Genomic DNA, 14,837 nt, shown 5'->3' with positions numbered 1-14,837 from the left:
CCGACGAGACGATGCCATGATAGAGGGCGCGCGAGCGACGGCCGTCCGAACCGGATCACACGGGCAGGTGGTACGGCAGCGGGACTCCGCGGCACCGGTTCAGGAGTCGTTCCCGGAGAACGCCAGCTCCCACGAGTCGGCGTCGTCGTGAGATGCCCAGTGCAGTCCGTGCCGGGCGAGGAACTCCCGGACGTGTGCGTACAGGGAGGTACCGAAGGCCGAGGACTGTCCCTCGTGGACACCCGCGATCAGGTGCGCGGCGGGAACCCGCCAGTTCGCCAGTACTCGCTCGGCGGTCGCGCAGGTGTTGGTGCAGTAGACCATGATGTCCGGCCGGTCCTCGTGGAAGTAGCCGCGCACAGTCGCGGCCGGTTCGACGCTGTCGTCCAGGAAGCCGACGGCGCACCAGGAATCCCTGTCCGGATCGAGCAGGGCCAGCCGGGAGGCCACCTCCGCACTGGTCACGTAGGTGACCCGGAAGCCAAGGCGGACGAACTCCTCCACCACCGCGAGCGTCGGGAGCGTCCACCCGTTCGCGGGATTGTCCAGGATTGCGATGTGCTTGCCCCGCCGGATCTGCCTGACCATCCGGGAATCCCCGTCCGCCCGTCACGAAAGTCGCACCGCGGTTCGCCAGACCGCGAACGCCCGGCAAACGGAACTATAGCGGGGGATGTCCGATCAAGCACTGGACGTTTTCCCACCTTCGTACCGCCTCCGGGGGCCGAGGAGCCGACCGCCTCTCCGCGTGAGCCGGTGGTGCGTGACGCGACGTCGGCGGCGTGATCCACGCTCCGCAGGACGCGTAGCGCGTCTGACCGTGGACTCCAGGGGCGACGATGCGAGTCGCGCCGGTCAGGTGCGGCGGGGCAGCGACGTGCAGGACCAGGAACGCGCGGACAAGGCCACGCTCAACGTCAGCAACCCGTTCGGCGACACCGGACGACAGCCCGTCAGCCGTTCCACCGCCTGCAGGCGGTGGTCGAGCGTGCTGCGGTGGATCCCCAACCGGCGTGCCGCGGCCGCGCGGTTGCCCTCGTCGGCGAGGATCGACTCCACCGCGTCCAGCAGAGGTCGCCGCGCCGCGACGGGTTCGATCATGCGGTTCAGCCCTTCGGCGACGTGCGGCTGGCGCACCAGGGCGAACTCCGCCAGCACGTCACGCAACTCGTACACACCGGGGGCGCGGGACGAGACGATCCGGAGCACGTCGTCGGCCGTCGCGCAGGCGGACGCCAGGTCGTCGCGCGGCACCCGCACGACGGCCATCCACGCGTCGACCCCGGCCTCTTCGTGGAGTTCGCGGGCCAGCACGGCGTGACGCTCGGGCTCGCACGCGAGCACGGCGTAACCGCCGCGGCTCCCGTTCGGCACGAGCGCGTCGACCCTGCCCCGCACCGAGTCCAGGATCTCGGCCGCGGCGCCCTCGGTGGACGCGCGGTAGGCCACCACCGCGCGCGCAGCCGCGGAGCCGGAGACGACACCGTCGCCTACCGAGGACCGCCACGCCCCGGCTGCGCGACCGCGGGCCGACAGATTCGCAGAGGGGGCGGGACCCCGGGCGACGGGCAGGTCACCCAGCACAGCGGTGAGCAGTTTGTGGCCGAGCACGGTCGTCACGCGTCGCCTCCTCGGGGAACTGCGGTGTCACACCCCGACACTAGGGTTGTTCCGAGAGCGGGCACAGGCCGCTTGAGGCACGCTTAAGATTCACCGATCAGGGCTGACGCTGTTCAGCCGCCTGGCTTCGCCCTGCTCAGGGCGATCGCGGTCCCGAGCAGGGCGAGGTCGCGAGGATCTCCTGGACGCAGCCCGGTGAGCTGCTCGACCTGCCCCAGCCGGTAGTCGATGGTGCTGCGGTGGATGAAGAGCTTCCTGACCGCCACCGCACGGTTGCCGTCCGCCTCGAGCAGCGCGCAGACGGTCTCCACGAGAACCCGGTTCGCGAGCAACGGCGCGATGATCCTGTCGAGCTCGTCGCGAACCTCCGGTGTCGCGGCGAGGGCGCTCTCGAACAACACGTCGTCGATCCGGTACACGCCCGGCGGTCGGCACAGGGCCGCGACCAGTGCGTCGACTTCATCGACTTCCTTGCGCGCCAGGGGGACGCGGTCAGCCGGCCGTTCCGCGACGCACAGCCACACCTCGCCGTCGACCTCTCCGCGCACGTGCTCGCACAACGACAGCGCCGCCGGCTCCGCGAGGGGCAGCAGCAGGTGGCCGGAGGTGGCCACCAGCACCTCCTCGCGGCAGCGGAAGGCGTTCACCGCCTGGTCTCGCGCCGCACCGCGCACCGACACGACGGTGTAGGAGGCCGCGACACCGTCCGGGGTGCTGCCGGACAGCAGCGCGTCCGCCGGCCCCTCCTCCTTGACGCAGAACACCACCAGCAGTTCGGTGGCCACGACTGTGCCCACAGCGGCCAACGCGCGTGTGTTCGCTTCGTCCAGCATGGACTCGGTCAGCGCACTGTGGGTCGAGCGCAACGCGGTGGCGGCGTCGTGTGCGGAGACGCCGGCCGCGACCAGGCTCGCGCCGACGCGGCGTCCGGTCGCCTCGGCAAGGGCCTGCCATCCGTCGTCACCGGCGCAAGCCGCGCGGTACACGCCGAGGAACTCTTGGGTCAGCAGGCGATCCACGTCGAAGGGTGCGGGACTCTCGTTCGTCGGCACCTGCGGAGCAAAGCAGCCGCCACCGTGGGAAAAACCCCAGCGTTCTCCAGCACCACGCCAGAACATCCGGCTCTACCGTCGAGTGCCCGGCCGGTCGAGTGACGAAGTGGAGGCCGAAGTGGCATCACAGCTTCTCGCGCAACCGCGACCCTCGCACCTCGCGCTGGAGAACGAGGCGTGGCGCGCCTTCGACCGCTCGCTCGAACGCGTCGAGTTCCACCGCGGCGAGGTCATGCTGCGGCTCGGTTCTCCCGCCGAAGCGCTGTTCGTGATCCGCGAGGGCAAAGCCAAGACGTGCTGCACCTCCGCCGAGGGGCATGAACTGGTTCTGGACTTCCACTGCGCGGGAGACGTGCTGGCAGAGCCGGGGCTGTTCGACTCGGCCCCGGCGATGTCGACGACCACCGCGATCACCGACGTGCAGGTGGGCCAGATCGCGCGCGCGGATCTGCGGAGGTGGCTCGCGCTGTGCCCAGAGGTCGCCGAGCGGCTGCTGGGGTGCATCGCCCGCGGGGAGGGCAGATCCCACGAGATGCACGCGGACATGGTGCAGTTGGACACCGCGGCCCGTCTCGCGAAAGCGTTGCTGCACCTGGCACAGCGGTTCGGCACCGGCCGGCACAGCCTGCCGCCGTTGGTCGAGGACCTGACGCAGGAGGAGCTCGCCCAGTACATCGGATCGCGCCGCGACACCGTCAACAAGACGCTCTCCCACTTCGCTCGACGCGGCTGGATCCGCATCGAGCGCAGGAACATCGTCCTCACGAACCCGGCGCAGCTGTCTCGCCGGATTCGCGTCGGGATGCTCACGACCCCGGCACGCGGTTGACTGTCGTGGGAGCCGGCACCGCAGGAGACCCGCGGTCGTGGTGAGGACTTCCGCCAGGGCAAGGCGAAGGGGCCGAGCTCCCGACCACGTCACGCGCCGGAGACGCGCGGAGCGTGGCCGGGAGCTCGGCCCCTTCGGGAAGGCCCCTGCTACTTGATGTAGTCCTTCGAGACACGAGGCGGCCAGCTCGCCACACTCAGCACTCCCAGGCTGTAGGCCCGGGACACGAGCGCGGCGCGGTTGGGTGCCTTGAGCTTCTTGAGCATGGTGCCGACGTGGTACTCGACGCCTTGGCGCGACAGGAAAAGGCGGGAAGCCAGACGCACGGTCGACTCGCCCGTGGCGATGCCCTCGAGGATGCGCGCGTCGAGCTCGGTGAGGATGCGGTTGCGATCGACGGAGACGGCGTTGGGCTGTTCTCCCTTCTCCGGGTTCACGACGACCACGAACTGCACCAGTTCGCCGTTCGAGTCGTGGACGACGACGCCTGTGATGTCGGCGCTGAACACAGTCTGACGCGGACCTATGCCCACGAGGTACTCGACGAAGCGGTGACGTCGACCGTCGGCCAACCGGTCGAACTGCTTGCGGACCGGACCGTGCACGCCGGGGTGGAGCAGTTCGAAGAAACCGCGTCCGAGCAGGGACTCCCGGGAGTGGCCGAACTGGGTCACGAAGTCGTCGTTGGCCTCCACCACGCGGAACTGGAGGTCGAGGCGCGCGAGGCAGAGACCTGAGCGTTCGAGCAGTGAACGGAACACGTCGGCGTCCGGAACGGTGGTGGCGTCGAGCGCCGGTGTACCAGCGGCAACTGTGCGCATGGGAACAAATCCTCTTGATCTCGCCTGAATCGGCGTTCCGCGTCTGCAGGAGAAGAGAAACTCGAGGTGGTCACCAGATCCGCTGACTTCCCACCGCTGAATCTCTGACCTGACAAATGGTAGGAAGCCGCGACTGGCCGGGTCAACGAGGACGGACGGAAGGTTCTTAATGTTGTGGTAGGTGCGGACCGATGGTTCGGGTGGTGTCCGAAATCTTCGGTGTGGATCCCGGCGCAGCGTCTCAAATGGAGCGGAGAGCACCTCCCACCAGCGCTGAACACAGCCGACGAATTGAGACACACAGCCAACCGAACAGGCCTCGAACCACACATGACAGAAATGAGCCCATCGAATTCCTAGATGTGCTGAGGGATGCCTGCCCTTGACGGGCGTATGTGCCTTGACATGCGGAACGAGCGCGTGAGGTGCCTCCGGGTCGGATGTGTCGCCACGACGACAGCATCCGCGGTTTCGGCTACGGGAACCACTCCGTCCTCTGAGCGGTACCCCAGAGGGCGTGAGCATGAATGTCGGCCGGAAGAGCGAACAACATCGACTGGTTCGTCCGCGATTCTCCCCAGCGTCGCTTCCCGCACGTGGTCGCACGCTGCCCAGGGGCTTCAAGGACGGCGGAGACCGCGATCTCGGCGGCCCCTTGATCGCATCGGCGCGGGGATCGTGCCGGAGCGCGGCAAGTCTAGTGATTGCAGGTAACGGTGCTGCGGTGTGCTGGACCCGTGCTGACCCGTTTCCTGAACCACCACCTCCGGCCCTACCGGGGCTCGCTGGTGATCCTGGTGCTGTTGCAGCTGGTCCAGACTGCCGCGACTCTACTGCTGCCGACGCTCAACGCGCGCATCATCGACAACGGCGTGCTCCGCGGCGACTCCTCCTACATCTGGGGCACGGGCCTGACCATGCTCGCCGTGGCGGCCGTGCAGATCCTCACGTCGAGCGGCGCCGTACTGGTGAGCGCCCGCATGTCGGCGGGTCTGGGCAGGGACCTGCGCGCGAAGGTGTTCGGCAGGGTCATGTCCTTGTCGGCGCGTGAGCTGGACGGGTTCGGCACGCCGTCCCTGATCACCAGAACGGTCAACGACGTCCAGCAGGTGCAGAACATCGTGATGACCACTTCGGACGTCGCCGTGTCCGCCGTCGTCATGTGCGTGGGTGGCGTCGTGCTCGCCCTGGTGCAGGACGTTCCCGTCGCCACGATCCTGCTCGCACTGGTCGTCGTGGTGGTCGTCGGGCTCGTCCTGACGCTCAGGCGGCTCTCGCCGTTCTACGAGGCGATGCAGAACCACCTGGACCGCGTCAACCATCTGCTGCGCGAGCGGATCACCGGGGTGCGGGTCATCCGGGCGTTCGGGCGTGAGGCGCACGAACGCTCCCGTTTCGACGCCACCAACCGTGCTCTGCATGAAACGACGCTGCGGGTCGGGCGGATCATGGCCACGGTACCGGTGCTCGTCATCACCGCCATGAACGTGCTGACGATCGGGATCATCTGGGTCTCCGGCCACCGCATCGACGAAGCGTCGATGCAACTCGGTGCGCTCATAGCGCTGTTGTCCTACATCACGCTGATCGTCGTCGCGATCATCATGGCGGTACTGGTCTTCACCGACGCTCCGCGTGCGGCCGTGTCGGCGGCACGGGTGAACGAGGTCCTGCAGGCCGATTCCAGCATGGCCGAGCCCACGCGACCGATCATGCCGACGGCTCTGACCGGCCACCTGGAGCTGCGCGGCGCCACGTTCGGCTATCCGGGCGCGGAGAAGCCGGTCTTGCGGGGCGTGGACCTCGTCGCGCGTGCCGGTGAGACCGTCGCGATCCTCGGCAGCACCGGCAGCGGTAAGTCGACGCTCCTCGCCCTGGCCTTGCGGCTCTACGACGTCACCGGTGGCCGCGTGCTGGTCAACGGTGTGGACGTCCGCGACCTCCCCCCGTCGGCGCTGCACCGCGCGGTCGGCCTCGTACCGCAGAAAGCACATCTGTTCAGCGGCACGATCGCGTCCAACCTTCGCTACGGCAAGGAGGACGCCACGGACGAGGAGCTGTGGCACGCACTGGAGATCGCCCAGGCCGCGGAGTTCGTCCGGCCGCTCGGGCTGGACGCGCCGATCACGCAGTCCGGTTCCACCCTCTCCGGCGGACAGCGGCAACGCCTCGCGATCGCGCGAACCCTGGTGCGGCGACCCGAGGTCTACCTGCTCGACGACTGCTTCTCCGCGCTCGATCTCCGCACCGAGGCCCGGTTGCTCGCCGCACTCGAACGCGAGCTCGCCGACGCCACGATCCTGATCGTCAGTCAGCGGATCAGCACCGTGGAAACGGCCTCGCGCGTCGTCGTGCTGGAGGACGGCCGGGTCGCCGGCTCCGGCACGCACGCCGAACTGGCCGGTACCAACCGGACCTACCGGGAGATCGCCCTCTCCCAGCCGGCAGGAGGGAACGTCCGATGACCCCGCTCACCGATTCCGCGACCGCGGCGCAGGCCGAGGAACCGAAGCAGACCGGTGCCTCCAGGAGGCTGTTCGGGTTGTTGCTGCCTTTCAAGGGCCGACTGGTCGTGGTCGGACTGCTCGCCGTCGTGACGATCGGGCTCAGCCTGATCGGCCCGATCCTGCTCGGCCGCGCCACCGACCTCGTCGTCGCCGGTCTCGTGAGCAGAACCCTGCCCGCCGGCACCAGCGAAGAGCAGGCCCTCACCCAGTTGCGGGAACGAGGAGAGGACACACTCGCCAACGTCATCAGCACGGTCGACGTCGTCCCCGGCCAGGGCGTGGACTTCTCCAGGCTCGGGCAGCTCCTGCTGCTCATCCTGGCCGTGTACCTCATCGGTTCCCTGTCGATGTACTTCCAGGGCCGCATCGACACGAAGATCGTCCAAGACGCGATCTTCGCGTTGCGCGAGCGGATCGACGCCAAACTGACACGGTTGCCGGTGTCCTACTTCGACCGCAACCCGCGTGGGGAGGTGCTGTCACGGGTCTCCAACGACGTCGACAACCTGCAGCGCACCATGCAGCTGTCGATCGGCCAGATGCTCACCTCGGTGACGTCGGTGCTCGGGGTGCTGGCGATCATGCTGGTGATCTCGGTCGAGCTGGCGGTGCTCGTGCTGGTCTGCGTGCCGCTCGCGCTGGCGCTGGCCGCGTGGATGTCCAAGCGGGCCATGCCGAAGTTCGGCGAGCAGTGGCGGTCGACCGGCGCGCTCAGCGCGCACGTCGAGGAGATGTACAGCGGCCACGCCCTGGTCACGTCGTTCGGCCGTCAGGAACAGGCGGCCCGTGAGTTCGCTGAGCACAACGAGAACACCTACCGGTCGTCGTTCGGGGCTCAGGCGATCTCAGGTCTGATCGAACCCGGGATCAGGTTCATCACCGACCTCAACTACGTGCTCGTGGCGGTGGCTGGCGCCCTGCGGGTCGCGAGCGGGACCGTGTCGATCGGAGAGGTGCAGGCGTTCATCCAGTACTCCGGCATGTTCTCCAGGCCGATCATCGACGTCGCCGGCTTCTCCGGCCAGGTTCAGTCCGGTATCGCGTCGGCCCGGCGGGTGTTCGAGTTGCTGGACGAACCGGAGGAGCCGCCCGCGCCTGCCACGCCCGAGATCGTCCCACCGGTGCGCGGCCACGTCGAGTTCTCCCACGTCTCCTTCCGTTACACCCCCGAGAAACCGCTCATAGAGGACCTGTGCCTGACCGCGAAGCCCGGCCAGCTCGTCGCGATCGTCGGGCCGACCGGTGCGGGCAAGACGACACTGGGAAACCTGCTGTTGCGGTTCCACGAGGTGAAGGGCGGGCGGATCCTGGTGGACGGCACCGACATCACCCGCCTCACCCGCGAGGACCTCAGGTCCGCGATCGGGCTGGTCCCGCAGGACACGTGGTTGTTCGAGGGCACGATCGCCGAGAACATCGCCTACGGCAGGCCGGCCGCGACCCGGGCAGAGGTCGTGGAGGCGGCGCGGGCGATGTGCGTCGACCGGTTCGTGCGGTCGTTGCCCGACGGCTACGACACAGTGCTGGACGAGGAGCACGGTGGGCTGTCCGCCGGAGAGAGGCAGCTGATCGCGCTGGCCCGGGCTTTCCTGGCGCGGCCCGCCGTCCTGCTGCTGGACGAGGCGACCTCGTCGATCGACACCCGCACCGAGGCGCTGGTCCAGCGAGCGATGACCTCCCTGCGTGCGGGGAGGACGAGCTTCGTGATCGCCCACAGGCTGTCGACGATCCGAGATGCCGACCTGATCGTCGTGATGGACGCGGGCGCGGTGGTGGAGCGCGGCACACACGAGGAACTCCTTGCCGCTCAGGGCTTCTACGCGGGCCTCTGCGCTACCTGAGGCGGCCCGCCGACTTCCCGTCCTGGTCAGGTCTCCCCTGCCGCGAGCCTGATCAGGCCCACCGTCACTCGTACACCCACGGGAACGCCAGCGCAGCCGCTGCCGGGTGCGGCAGCGGCTGCGGTCGTGGCGGAGGAGGACTCACCAACTGCCCGCCGCCAGCAGGCCTCCGTACTCCTGTTCCGCGGCGACGTGCTTCAGGTCGGCGTCCACCATCATCGTCATGAGCGACGCGAAGTCGACCTGGGGAGCCCAGCGGAGTTCCTGCCGGACCCGCGTGGTGTCGGCGCAGAGGACCTCGACCTCGGCGGGGCGGACCAGCGCCGGGTCGATGTGGACGTGGTCCTCCCAGTTGAGGCCGACGTGGTCGAAGGCGATGCGCGCCGCGTCACGCACCGAATGCATCTCGCCGGTACCGACGACGTAGTCGGCGGGCTCGTCCTGCTGCAACATGAGGTGCATCGCCCGCACGTAGTCCCCGGCGAACCCCCAGTCGCGCAGGGCATCCAGATTGCCCAGCGCCAGCCTGTCCTGCAGACCTAGTTTGATCTTCGCGACACCAAGGGAGATCTTGCGGGTCACGAACTCCGCACCGCGGCGCGGCGACTCGTGGTTGAACAGGATGCCGCCGACCGCGTACATGCCGAACGACTCGCGGTAGTTGCGGGTGATGAAGTGGCCGTAGGCCTTGGCGACGCCGTACGGGCTGCGGGGGTGGAAGATCGTCGTCTCCCTCTGGGGAGTCTCGGCCGCCTTGCCGAACATCTCCGAGGACGACGCCTGGTAGAAACGAATGTTCTTGGCCGCCTCACCGTTGTGGCGGCTGCTGGACAAGCCGGAGACCATGCGGATCGCCTCGAGCACGCGCAGCACGCCCATGGCGTTCACCTCGGTCACCAGCTCGGCCTGCTGCCACGACATCGGCACGAACGAGATGGCACCGAGGTTGTAGACCTCGTCCGGCTGCACCAGGTCCACAGCGGAGACCAGAGATGCCTGGTCCATCAGGTCACCGTCCACGAAGGACAGTTCAGACATGAGCCGCGAGACCCTGGTCTTGCGCGGGTTCGCCTGTCCTCGCATCAGTCCCCACACCTGGTACCCCTGGCCGAGCAGGTGCTCGGCCAGGTAGGAACCGTCCTGCCCGGTGATCCCGGTGATCAGCGCACGCCTGGCCATGCCGTGTCCTCTCCTAGCGTCGGCTGCGGCCCCAAGGGGACGGACCTGTTCCGCAGGGCCGAAAATAGCCTTTCGACCACTAGGGGTTTCGCTGGAAGCGAGCAGGAGGCGGTGCCATCGCGCTGTACATGGCGCGACTACGCGCACGCAGATGAATCGGCCCGGATGCGGTCGATCGACCAGAAGCGCAGGACGAGCCGACGGATCGAATCGACAGTACGCGGACGCCCAGGCCCTCGGTTCATGCTCATCCGGGCATGGCGGCGCTTGAACAAGTCGCGATGCCACCTCAGCACCAACAGCTGGAGCCGGCGCAACGTCGCACGGGCCAAGGGCACGAGCAAGGCTGCGAGCAACGCCCTGTCCTCTGACCGCAATCGTGGGCGCCGATCACCGAGCGGTCGGTGCAGGACCGCGAGTTGGTGGCGTGACGCGAGGATCGCGACGTCCTCCTCCCGATCGGTCATGCGCAGGAGCCACATCGCGGCGAAGGCGTGAAAGACGGCGAGGTGGGCGAAGCGGACCAGCTCGGCCGCGATCATGCCGGATGACGGTCGGTAACCGGCTGCTGCCCGCCGACCTGGACGGATGGGCCTCCTCCGGTTCAGGAGACCGGACCGTCCACAACCTCGGCCAGTTCTCGATCTAGCCCACGGTGTCGAGGAATCTGTTGTGGCGCAGGCGGAGGGCGCGTTCGATACTGGCCATTGTCGCGGCGACGGCGAGCAGGGAGTTGAGCCACGCCGGGAGCGAGACGGGCGAGGTGAAGGCCCCGAAACGCTCCGCGACAGGCGGCAACTTGAAAGCGATCTCCACGAGTTGTGGGATGAGCAGGAGCACCGAGGTCACGAGCAGGGCGATCGACGTGGCGCTGATCGAGCTGCTCAGCACGGGGCGCGTGCGGTCGAGGTGCGCTCGGCGTCCCTCGGCCGACCTGCGATCCGGGACCAGTTGCTGTTCCGCGCCGTTCGCCGTGACGTAGTGGCAGCGCTTCAGTCCGAACGGGGACTCGGCGACCTCGATCGTGCCGCCGGGGACGGGGAAGGCGGCGGGGAGCTTGGACTCGGCGTGGTGGTGTCCGTCGAGGTAGAGGTCAGCGGTGCCCTTGCCGTCGCTCGCGAAGAACCGGCGGCGCTGGCGCACGTCCACGGCGTACTCCGCCCGCTGCCCGTCGTCGCGGCGGAGCGCGAGTCCGTACAGCGATCGGGACAGGAGCTGCCACCAGCGGAACGGCTTCAGCTCCTTCCCGGTCCCGGGCCTGATCCGTCGTTCCGCACGACGGCGGCTCCACTTGTGCATGACAGCTTCTCCTCTTCCGCCGGGCATCGCCGGCGCAGGTGGATTCGGTGCGGACAAAGTGCGCTGGTCCGGTGGTGTCAGGTCAATCGGGCCGAGTTCCGGCTGGCCGGGGGACAGGATCTCGACGGCCTGGTGCACTGCTCCGAGGACGAAGGGTGTGAGTGCCGGCCTCACAGTTCCAGGTCACGCGGACATTCCTGGTAGCGCTTCGGGACATCCGCGAGGCGAGGGCCAAGCCCGGCTTGCCCCTGCCGACCTCGATGCGCACACCTTCGTCCGTGATGCACACCGCGTGCACAGCCGGTCGTCCCCGGACCTCGACAACGCCGAATGGCGTGTCATCTGCCACCAGCGAACGGTGACGATGGCCGCCCGTCACCCGGCATCGCACGCTTGGACAGGCGGCGTTCGCTCGAACTCGAGCCGATGTCCCCCGTCCAGCCTGGTCGTCGTGAGGTCGCGTCATCGCCCGGCAGAACAGAGGATCACGCAGCCGTCTCGGGCGTGCACGCGGGCCCGTCCTTGCGCGTCATCCACCAGACGATCGCCGTGATGACGACGAGCACGGCACTGGGCGCGAGGTTGTTCCAGGAACCGACCGCCGCGCCCCGGTTCGCCAGCTCGGCGCCGACGTCGACGTGCAACGTCGTGGCGAGCACGAGGGCGGTCACGTTGTAGACGCCGTGCAGGACGACCGCTACCTCAAGACCACCGGTACGCCAGGTCACGATCGCCATGGACGAGAACAGCACGAGATAGGACGTGAACAGGAACGGGTCCAGCGTTCCGTGGGCGAGCGAGAACAGCACGGTGGTCATGACGATGCCGAAGATCGCGCCGGACCGCGCCCCACGGGTCCAGCCACCGAACACGCGGAACAGCAGTCCGCGGAATCCGTACTCCTCCCCCGCGGCGGCGAGAGGCGTCAGCAGCATCCCGATGACGAAGAACGAGACCAGATCGACGGTCGTCCACGGGACGGACTTGACGCCGCTCAAGGCGACAACCGAGACCACCAGCAGCAGCGGCGGTCCGAACACCAGTAGTGCGCGTCCGAGAACTCCGAACCGGAACCGGCCCGCCACGGAGTGCAACGACCCCGCCCGCACGCCGTAGACGACGCGTTGCACCAGCATCGAGTACGGGATGAGCGCGGCCAGCCCCAGCGCGCCGGCGGCCTGGCGCAGTGGCGTCGATGGTCCGGAACGACCGAACAGGGCGGCATCGGCGACTTCCGAGAGCCGCTGGAACAGGACGGCGAAACCGACGAACCCCACTACCAGGAGCACGATCGCGAGGATTCCCCGGAGGACACGTCGCTTCTCCCCCGCGTACGCGCGGTGGTACTCGGTGCCCGCCGGCACACCGCGCACAGGCGCCGGTTGGTCACCTTGCAGAAGCCAAGATCGGCCGTGGCCGGACATTTCCACTCCTCGTGTCGCTGCGCGATCATCTCTATCACGCTGTACTACTTTCTATCACACTGTACTAGAGCACACATCTAGCACGCCGTGATAAGAAGAAGCAGGACAATCGCACGAGGTGAACCAGCACATGACTCACAGCACACGAGACAAGATCCTGATCGCCGCGGCGACCATGCTCGGCGAGGATCCGACGGCCAGGCTGAGCGTGCGCGCCGTGGCCACACGAGCAGGCGTCAGCACCGGGTCGCTGCGGCACTTCTTCCCCACCCAGCGGGCGTTGATCGACGAGGTGGTCGCTGGGCTGCACGAGGTGGACCTCCCGGACGACCCGATGCAGGACCTCACACGGACACCCGCAGAGCGCCTGGTGGCGTGCCTGCGGCTGGTGTTGTCCCAGGTGGGCACAGGAGAACAAGCCCGAAACCACTGGGGCGCGCTGTACAACGCCTATGTGGCGTCGCCTGCGTCCGAGGACGACAGCCACGTCTTCCTGGCTCTCGAACAGTTCGCCGTACACAGGGTCGTGCGATGGCTCTCCGCGCTGCACGACGAGGGGGCCCTCGCTCCCGGAGAACTCGAACACCACGCCCGGTTCCTCCTGACCGTCGTCAACGGCCTGCTGACCGAACGAGCCCTCCCTGGCGACCTGGCACGACTGGAGTTCGAAGAGCGCACGCTCACAACCGCCGCTTCAGCCATCCTGCATCGACAGCCCTGACGCACGAGCCACCTGCCGTGTCAGGACCAGATGCGGTGTCGCACAGCCCGAGGGGTGCGGGAAGCCCTCGGGAGTCCACGCCTGATCTACCGCTTCGACCGGCGCGGTCGTGATGCAGACTCAGCGCCGAGTGCCGCACTCCATGCCGCAACCGAGACGTCGAACCGCCCCCTGACGCAGCTGCCGACGATCGGCCGGCCCGGGCTACCCCAGAGCGCGCGGGAGGCGATCAGTGGACTGCCCTGCGAACAACGGCACGCTCTGGGCTCTCGCGTTCCCATGAGGACCTGCGGCACAAGCAGATCGCCCCAGGTGCGGCGAGGAGCCGCCCGCAGCGCCGGGGTGCCCGAACTCAGGCAGCGGAGAGACGAACGCCCGCCCGATCCGTCCAAGCTGGTGATTCTGAACGACGAGGCGCTTCTCGTGTCCACTTCGGACACTCGCGACGCAGTGCGGCTCGCGGCGCTTCGGCGTCACTCCGCCAGCGAGAGCACGAGGTCGGCCCCGGAGTCGGCGCCGTCCCCGCCACCGGGTCGGTCGACCTCGCCGGCGACTCGGGTGGAGCCCGGACAGCGACCTCCCGGGCCCGCCGAGGCGCCCGGCGCACCAGCCCGTTCCCGCACGCCGACGTCCTCAGCGATCACACTCCGCCGCCAGTCGCTCGCGCCGAGCGGGAGCACGATCCACCCCAGCGGCACCCGCACGGGCGGGCACCGCTTCGGGATCGGGTACGTCCGGTCAGCTCACGGGGCACAGCGAGACGGACTCCGGCGCGCCGCCGTCCTGTGCCGTGATCTTGAAGGCACAGAGGTCGTACCCGTTGCGCAGCAACGCGGTGGCCATACCCGCGATGTCCTTCTTCGACGGGGTGGCGGTGCGCGACAGCACGAAGCCGGAACGACGGTCCGGTGCGCCGACCACCGCCCAGCGGTAGTCGCGGTCCAGACCGATCACCCAGTAGGTGCCCGGCCGGTCGAAGTTCCACGTGTCGCCGATCTTGACGAACGACACCTGCAGCCTCGACGTCGAGTCCGGGCTCTCCTGCCGGGCCCTGCCCTCGAGCGACGTCGTCGTGCCGTCCGCGCGGGTGCAGGAGTTGACGACCTGGACCTGTCCATCCGGCAGGAGGGTGTACCGCGCACCGTCGTTGCGGGCACACTGGGCTTGGAACGGCTGGGGGATCGCCGCTACCTGCACCCAGCGCCCCTGGTACCGCTCGAGGTCGACCGAGCGCACCGGACGCACCTCTCCGCCGGTCGTCTCCGCCGAAGCCTGCGCGGGAACCAGGGAGAATCCGAGCACGACCGCTGCCGCCGCCGCGATGAACCTCATGAGAACACCTTTCGCCCTAAGCACTTGAACCTACGTCAACGCTATGGGCGCGTCCGCCAACCCGCATGATGACTGGAAGTCGATCCCGCCGTCGTGCACGACGTCTCGCACTGCGGTTCGCCTCCGCTCCCACCACACTTACGTCCACAATGGACAATCTCGGCGCACTCGCGGGTGGTGCACGGTGCACCACAGCGCATCCGACAGTGCAC

Annotated in this window: 14 protein-coding genes; 4 read left to right on the top strand and 10 right to left on the bottom strand. The window is 68.3% G+C overall.

Features of this window, described 5'->3' with window-relative positions; genetic code table 11:
* Nucleotides 1-99: 99 nt before the first annotated feature.
* The 3 genes from ND450_RS07755 to ND450_RS07745 all read right to left on the bottom strand — a co-directional run bounded on the left by ND450_RS07755 (nucleotide 100) and on the right by ND450_RS07745 (nucleotide 2,672).
* Nucleotides 100-588, bottom strand: a complete 489-nt coding sequence (locus tag ND450_RS07755) for a hypothetical protein (RefSeq protein ID WP_253325476.1) — start codon at nucleotides 586-588, stop codon at nucleotides 100-102.
* A gap of 267 nt (nucleotides 589-855) precedes the next feature.
* Nucleotides 856-1,620 carry a helix-turn-helix domain-containing protein gene (locus ND450_RS07750; protein WP_253325475.1) on the bottom strand — a complete coding sequence of 255 codons (765 nt, stop codon included), beginning with the start codon at nucleotides 1,618-1,620 and terminating at the stop codon, nucleotides 856-858.
* A gap of 113 nt (nucleotides 1,621-1,733) precedes the next feature.
* Nucleotides 1,734-2,672 carry a CdaR family transcriptional regulator gene (locus ND450_RS07745; protein ID WP_253325474.1) on the bottom strand — a complete coding sequence of 313 codons (939 nt, stop codon included), beginning with the start codon at nucleotides 2,670-2,672 and terminating at the stop codon, nucleotides 1,734-1,736.
* Nucleotides 2,673-2,790: 118 nt separating this feature from the next.
* Between ND450_RS07745 and ND450_RS07740 the strand changes: the two genes are divergently transcribed.
* On the top strand, nucleotides 2,791-3,501 hold the full coding sequence (locus ND450_RS07740; protein ID WP_253325473.1) for a Crp/Fnr family transcriptional regulator: 711 nt from the start codon (nucleotides 2,791-2,793) through the stop codon (nucleotides 3,499-3,501).
* Between the two features lie 149 nt (nucleotides 3,502-3,650).
* On the opposite strand, the gene ND450_RS07735 is transcribed toward ND450_RS07740, so the two are convergent.
* The gene (locus ND450_RS07735; protein WP_253325472.1) at nucleotides 3,651-4,322 is read right to left on the bottom strand and encodes a PAS domain-containing protein; all 672 of its coding nucleotides are present in this window, start codon (nucleotides 4,320-4,322) and stop codon (nucleotides 3,651-3,653) included.
* A 737-nt stretch (nucleotides 4,323-5,059) separates the two neighbouring features.
* On the opposite strand from ND450_RS07735, the gene ND450_RS07730 reads away from it, so the two are divergent.
* Nucleotides 5,060-6,787, top strand: a complete 1,728-nt coding sequence (locus ND450_RS07730) for an ABC transporter ATP-binding protein (RefSeq protein WP_253325471.1) — start codon at nucleotides 5,060-5,062, stop codon at nucleotides 6,785-6,787.
* Complete coding sequence (locus ND450_RS07725; protein WP_253325470.1) at nucleotides 6,784-8,670, top strand: ABC transporter ATP-binding protein; 1,887 nt, start codon at nucleotides 6,784-6,786, stop codon at nucleotides 8,668-8,670. Before ND450_RS07730 ends, ND450_RS07725 begins: the two co-directional genes overlap by 4 nt.
* Nucleotides 8,671-8,811: 141 nt before the next feature.
* Here ND450_RS07725 and ND450_RS07720 read toward each other — a convergent pair whose 3' ends face one another.
* The 4 genes from ND450_RS07720 to ND450_RS07705 all read right to left on the bottom strand — a co-directional run bounded on the left by ND450_RS07720 (nucleotide 8,812) and on the right by ND450_RS07705 (nucleotide 12,521).
* Nucleotides 8,812-9,849: a GDP-mannose 4,6-dehydratase gene (locus ND450_RS07720; protein ID WP_253325469.1), complete on the bottom strand. Its 1,038-nt coding sequence runs from the start codon at nucleotides 9,847-9,849 to the stop codon at nucleotides 8,812-8,814.
* A 137-nt stretch (nucleotides 9,850-9,986) separates the two neighbouring features.
* Nucleotides 9,987-10,391 (bottom strand): hypothetical protein, encoded by a 405-nt coding sequence (locus tag ND450_RS07715; RefSeq protein ID WP_253325468.1) that lies wholly within the window; start codon nucleotides 10,389-10,391, stop codon nucleotides 9,987-9,989.
* Nucleotides 10,392-10,494: 103 nt separating this feature from the next.
* The gene (locus tag ND450_RS07710; RefSeq protein ID WP_253325467.1) at nucleotides 10,495-11,148 is read right to left on the bottom strand and encodes a hypothetical protein; all 654 of its coding nucleotides are present in this window, start codon (nucleotides 11,146-11,148) and stop codon (nucleotides 10,495-10,497) included.
* 485 nt (nucleotides 11,149-11,633) lie between these two features.
* Nucleotides 11,634-12,521: a CPBP family intramembrane glutamic endopeptidase gene (locus ND450_RS07705; protein ID WP_253325466.1), complete on the bottom strand. Its 888-nt coding sequence runs from the start codon at nucleotides 12,519-12,521 to the stop codon at nucleotides 11,634-11,636.
* A gap of 181 nt (nucleotides 12,522-12,702) precedes the next feature.
* Between ND450_RS07705 and ND450_RS07700 the strand changes: the two genes are divergently transcribed.
* Nucleotides 12,703-13,293, top strand: coding sequence for a TetR/AcrR family transcriptional regulator (locus ND450_RS07700; protein ID WP_253325465.1), 591 nt, complete (start codon nucleotides 12,703-12,705; stop codon nucleotides 13,291-13,293).
* Nucleotides 13,294-13,766: 473 nt separating this feature from the next.
* On the opposite strand, the gene ND450_RS07695 is transcribed toward ND450_RS07700, so the two are convergent.
* Both ND450_RS07695 and ND450_RS07690 read right to left on the bottom strand, forming a co-directional pair.
* On the bottom strand, nucleotides 13,767-13,997 hold the full coding sequence (locus tag ND450_RS07695) for a hypothetical protein (RefSeq protein WP_253325464.1): 231 nt from the start codon (nucleotides 13,995-13,997) through the stop codon (nucleotides 13,767-13,769).
* Nucleotides 13,998-14,031: 34 nt separating this feature from the next.
* The gene (locus ND450_RS07690; RefSeq protein ID WP_253325463.1) at nucleotides 14,032-14,625 is read right to left on the bottom strand and encodes a lipocalin family protein; all 594 of its coding nucleotides are present in this window, start codon (nucleotides 14,623-14,625) and stop codon (nucleotides 14,032-14,034) included.
* Nucleotides 14,626-14,837: the final 212 nt, after the last annotated feature.

It is taken from the genome of Lentzea sp. HUAS12, assembly GCF_024125735.1.
In the GTDB taxonomy this organism is placed as follows: domain Bacteria; phylum Actinomycetota; class Actinomycetes; order Mycobacteriales; family Pseudonocardiaceae; genus Lentzea; species Lentzea albida.
Note: the sequence above shows the minus strand (reverse complement) of the source record. Positions and strands in the feature narration are given on the sequence as shown.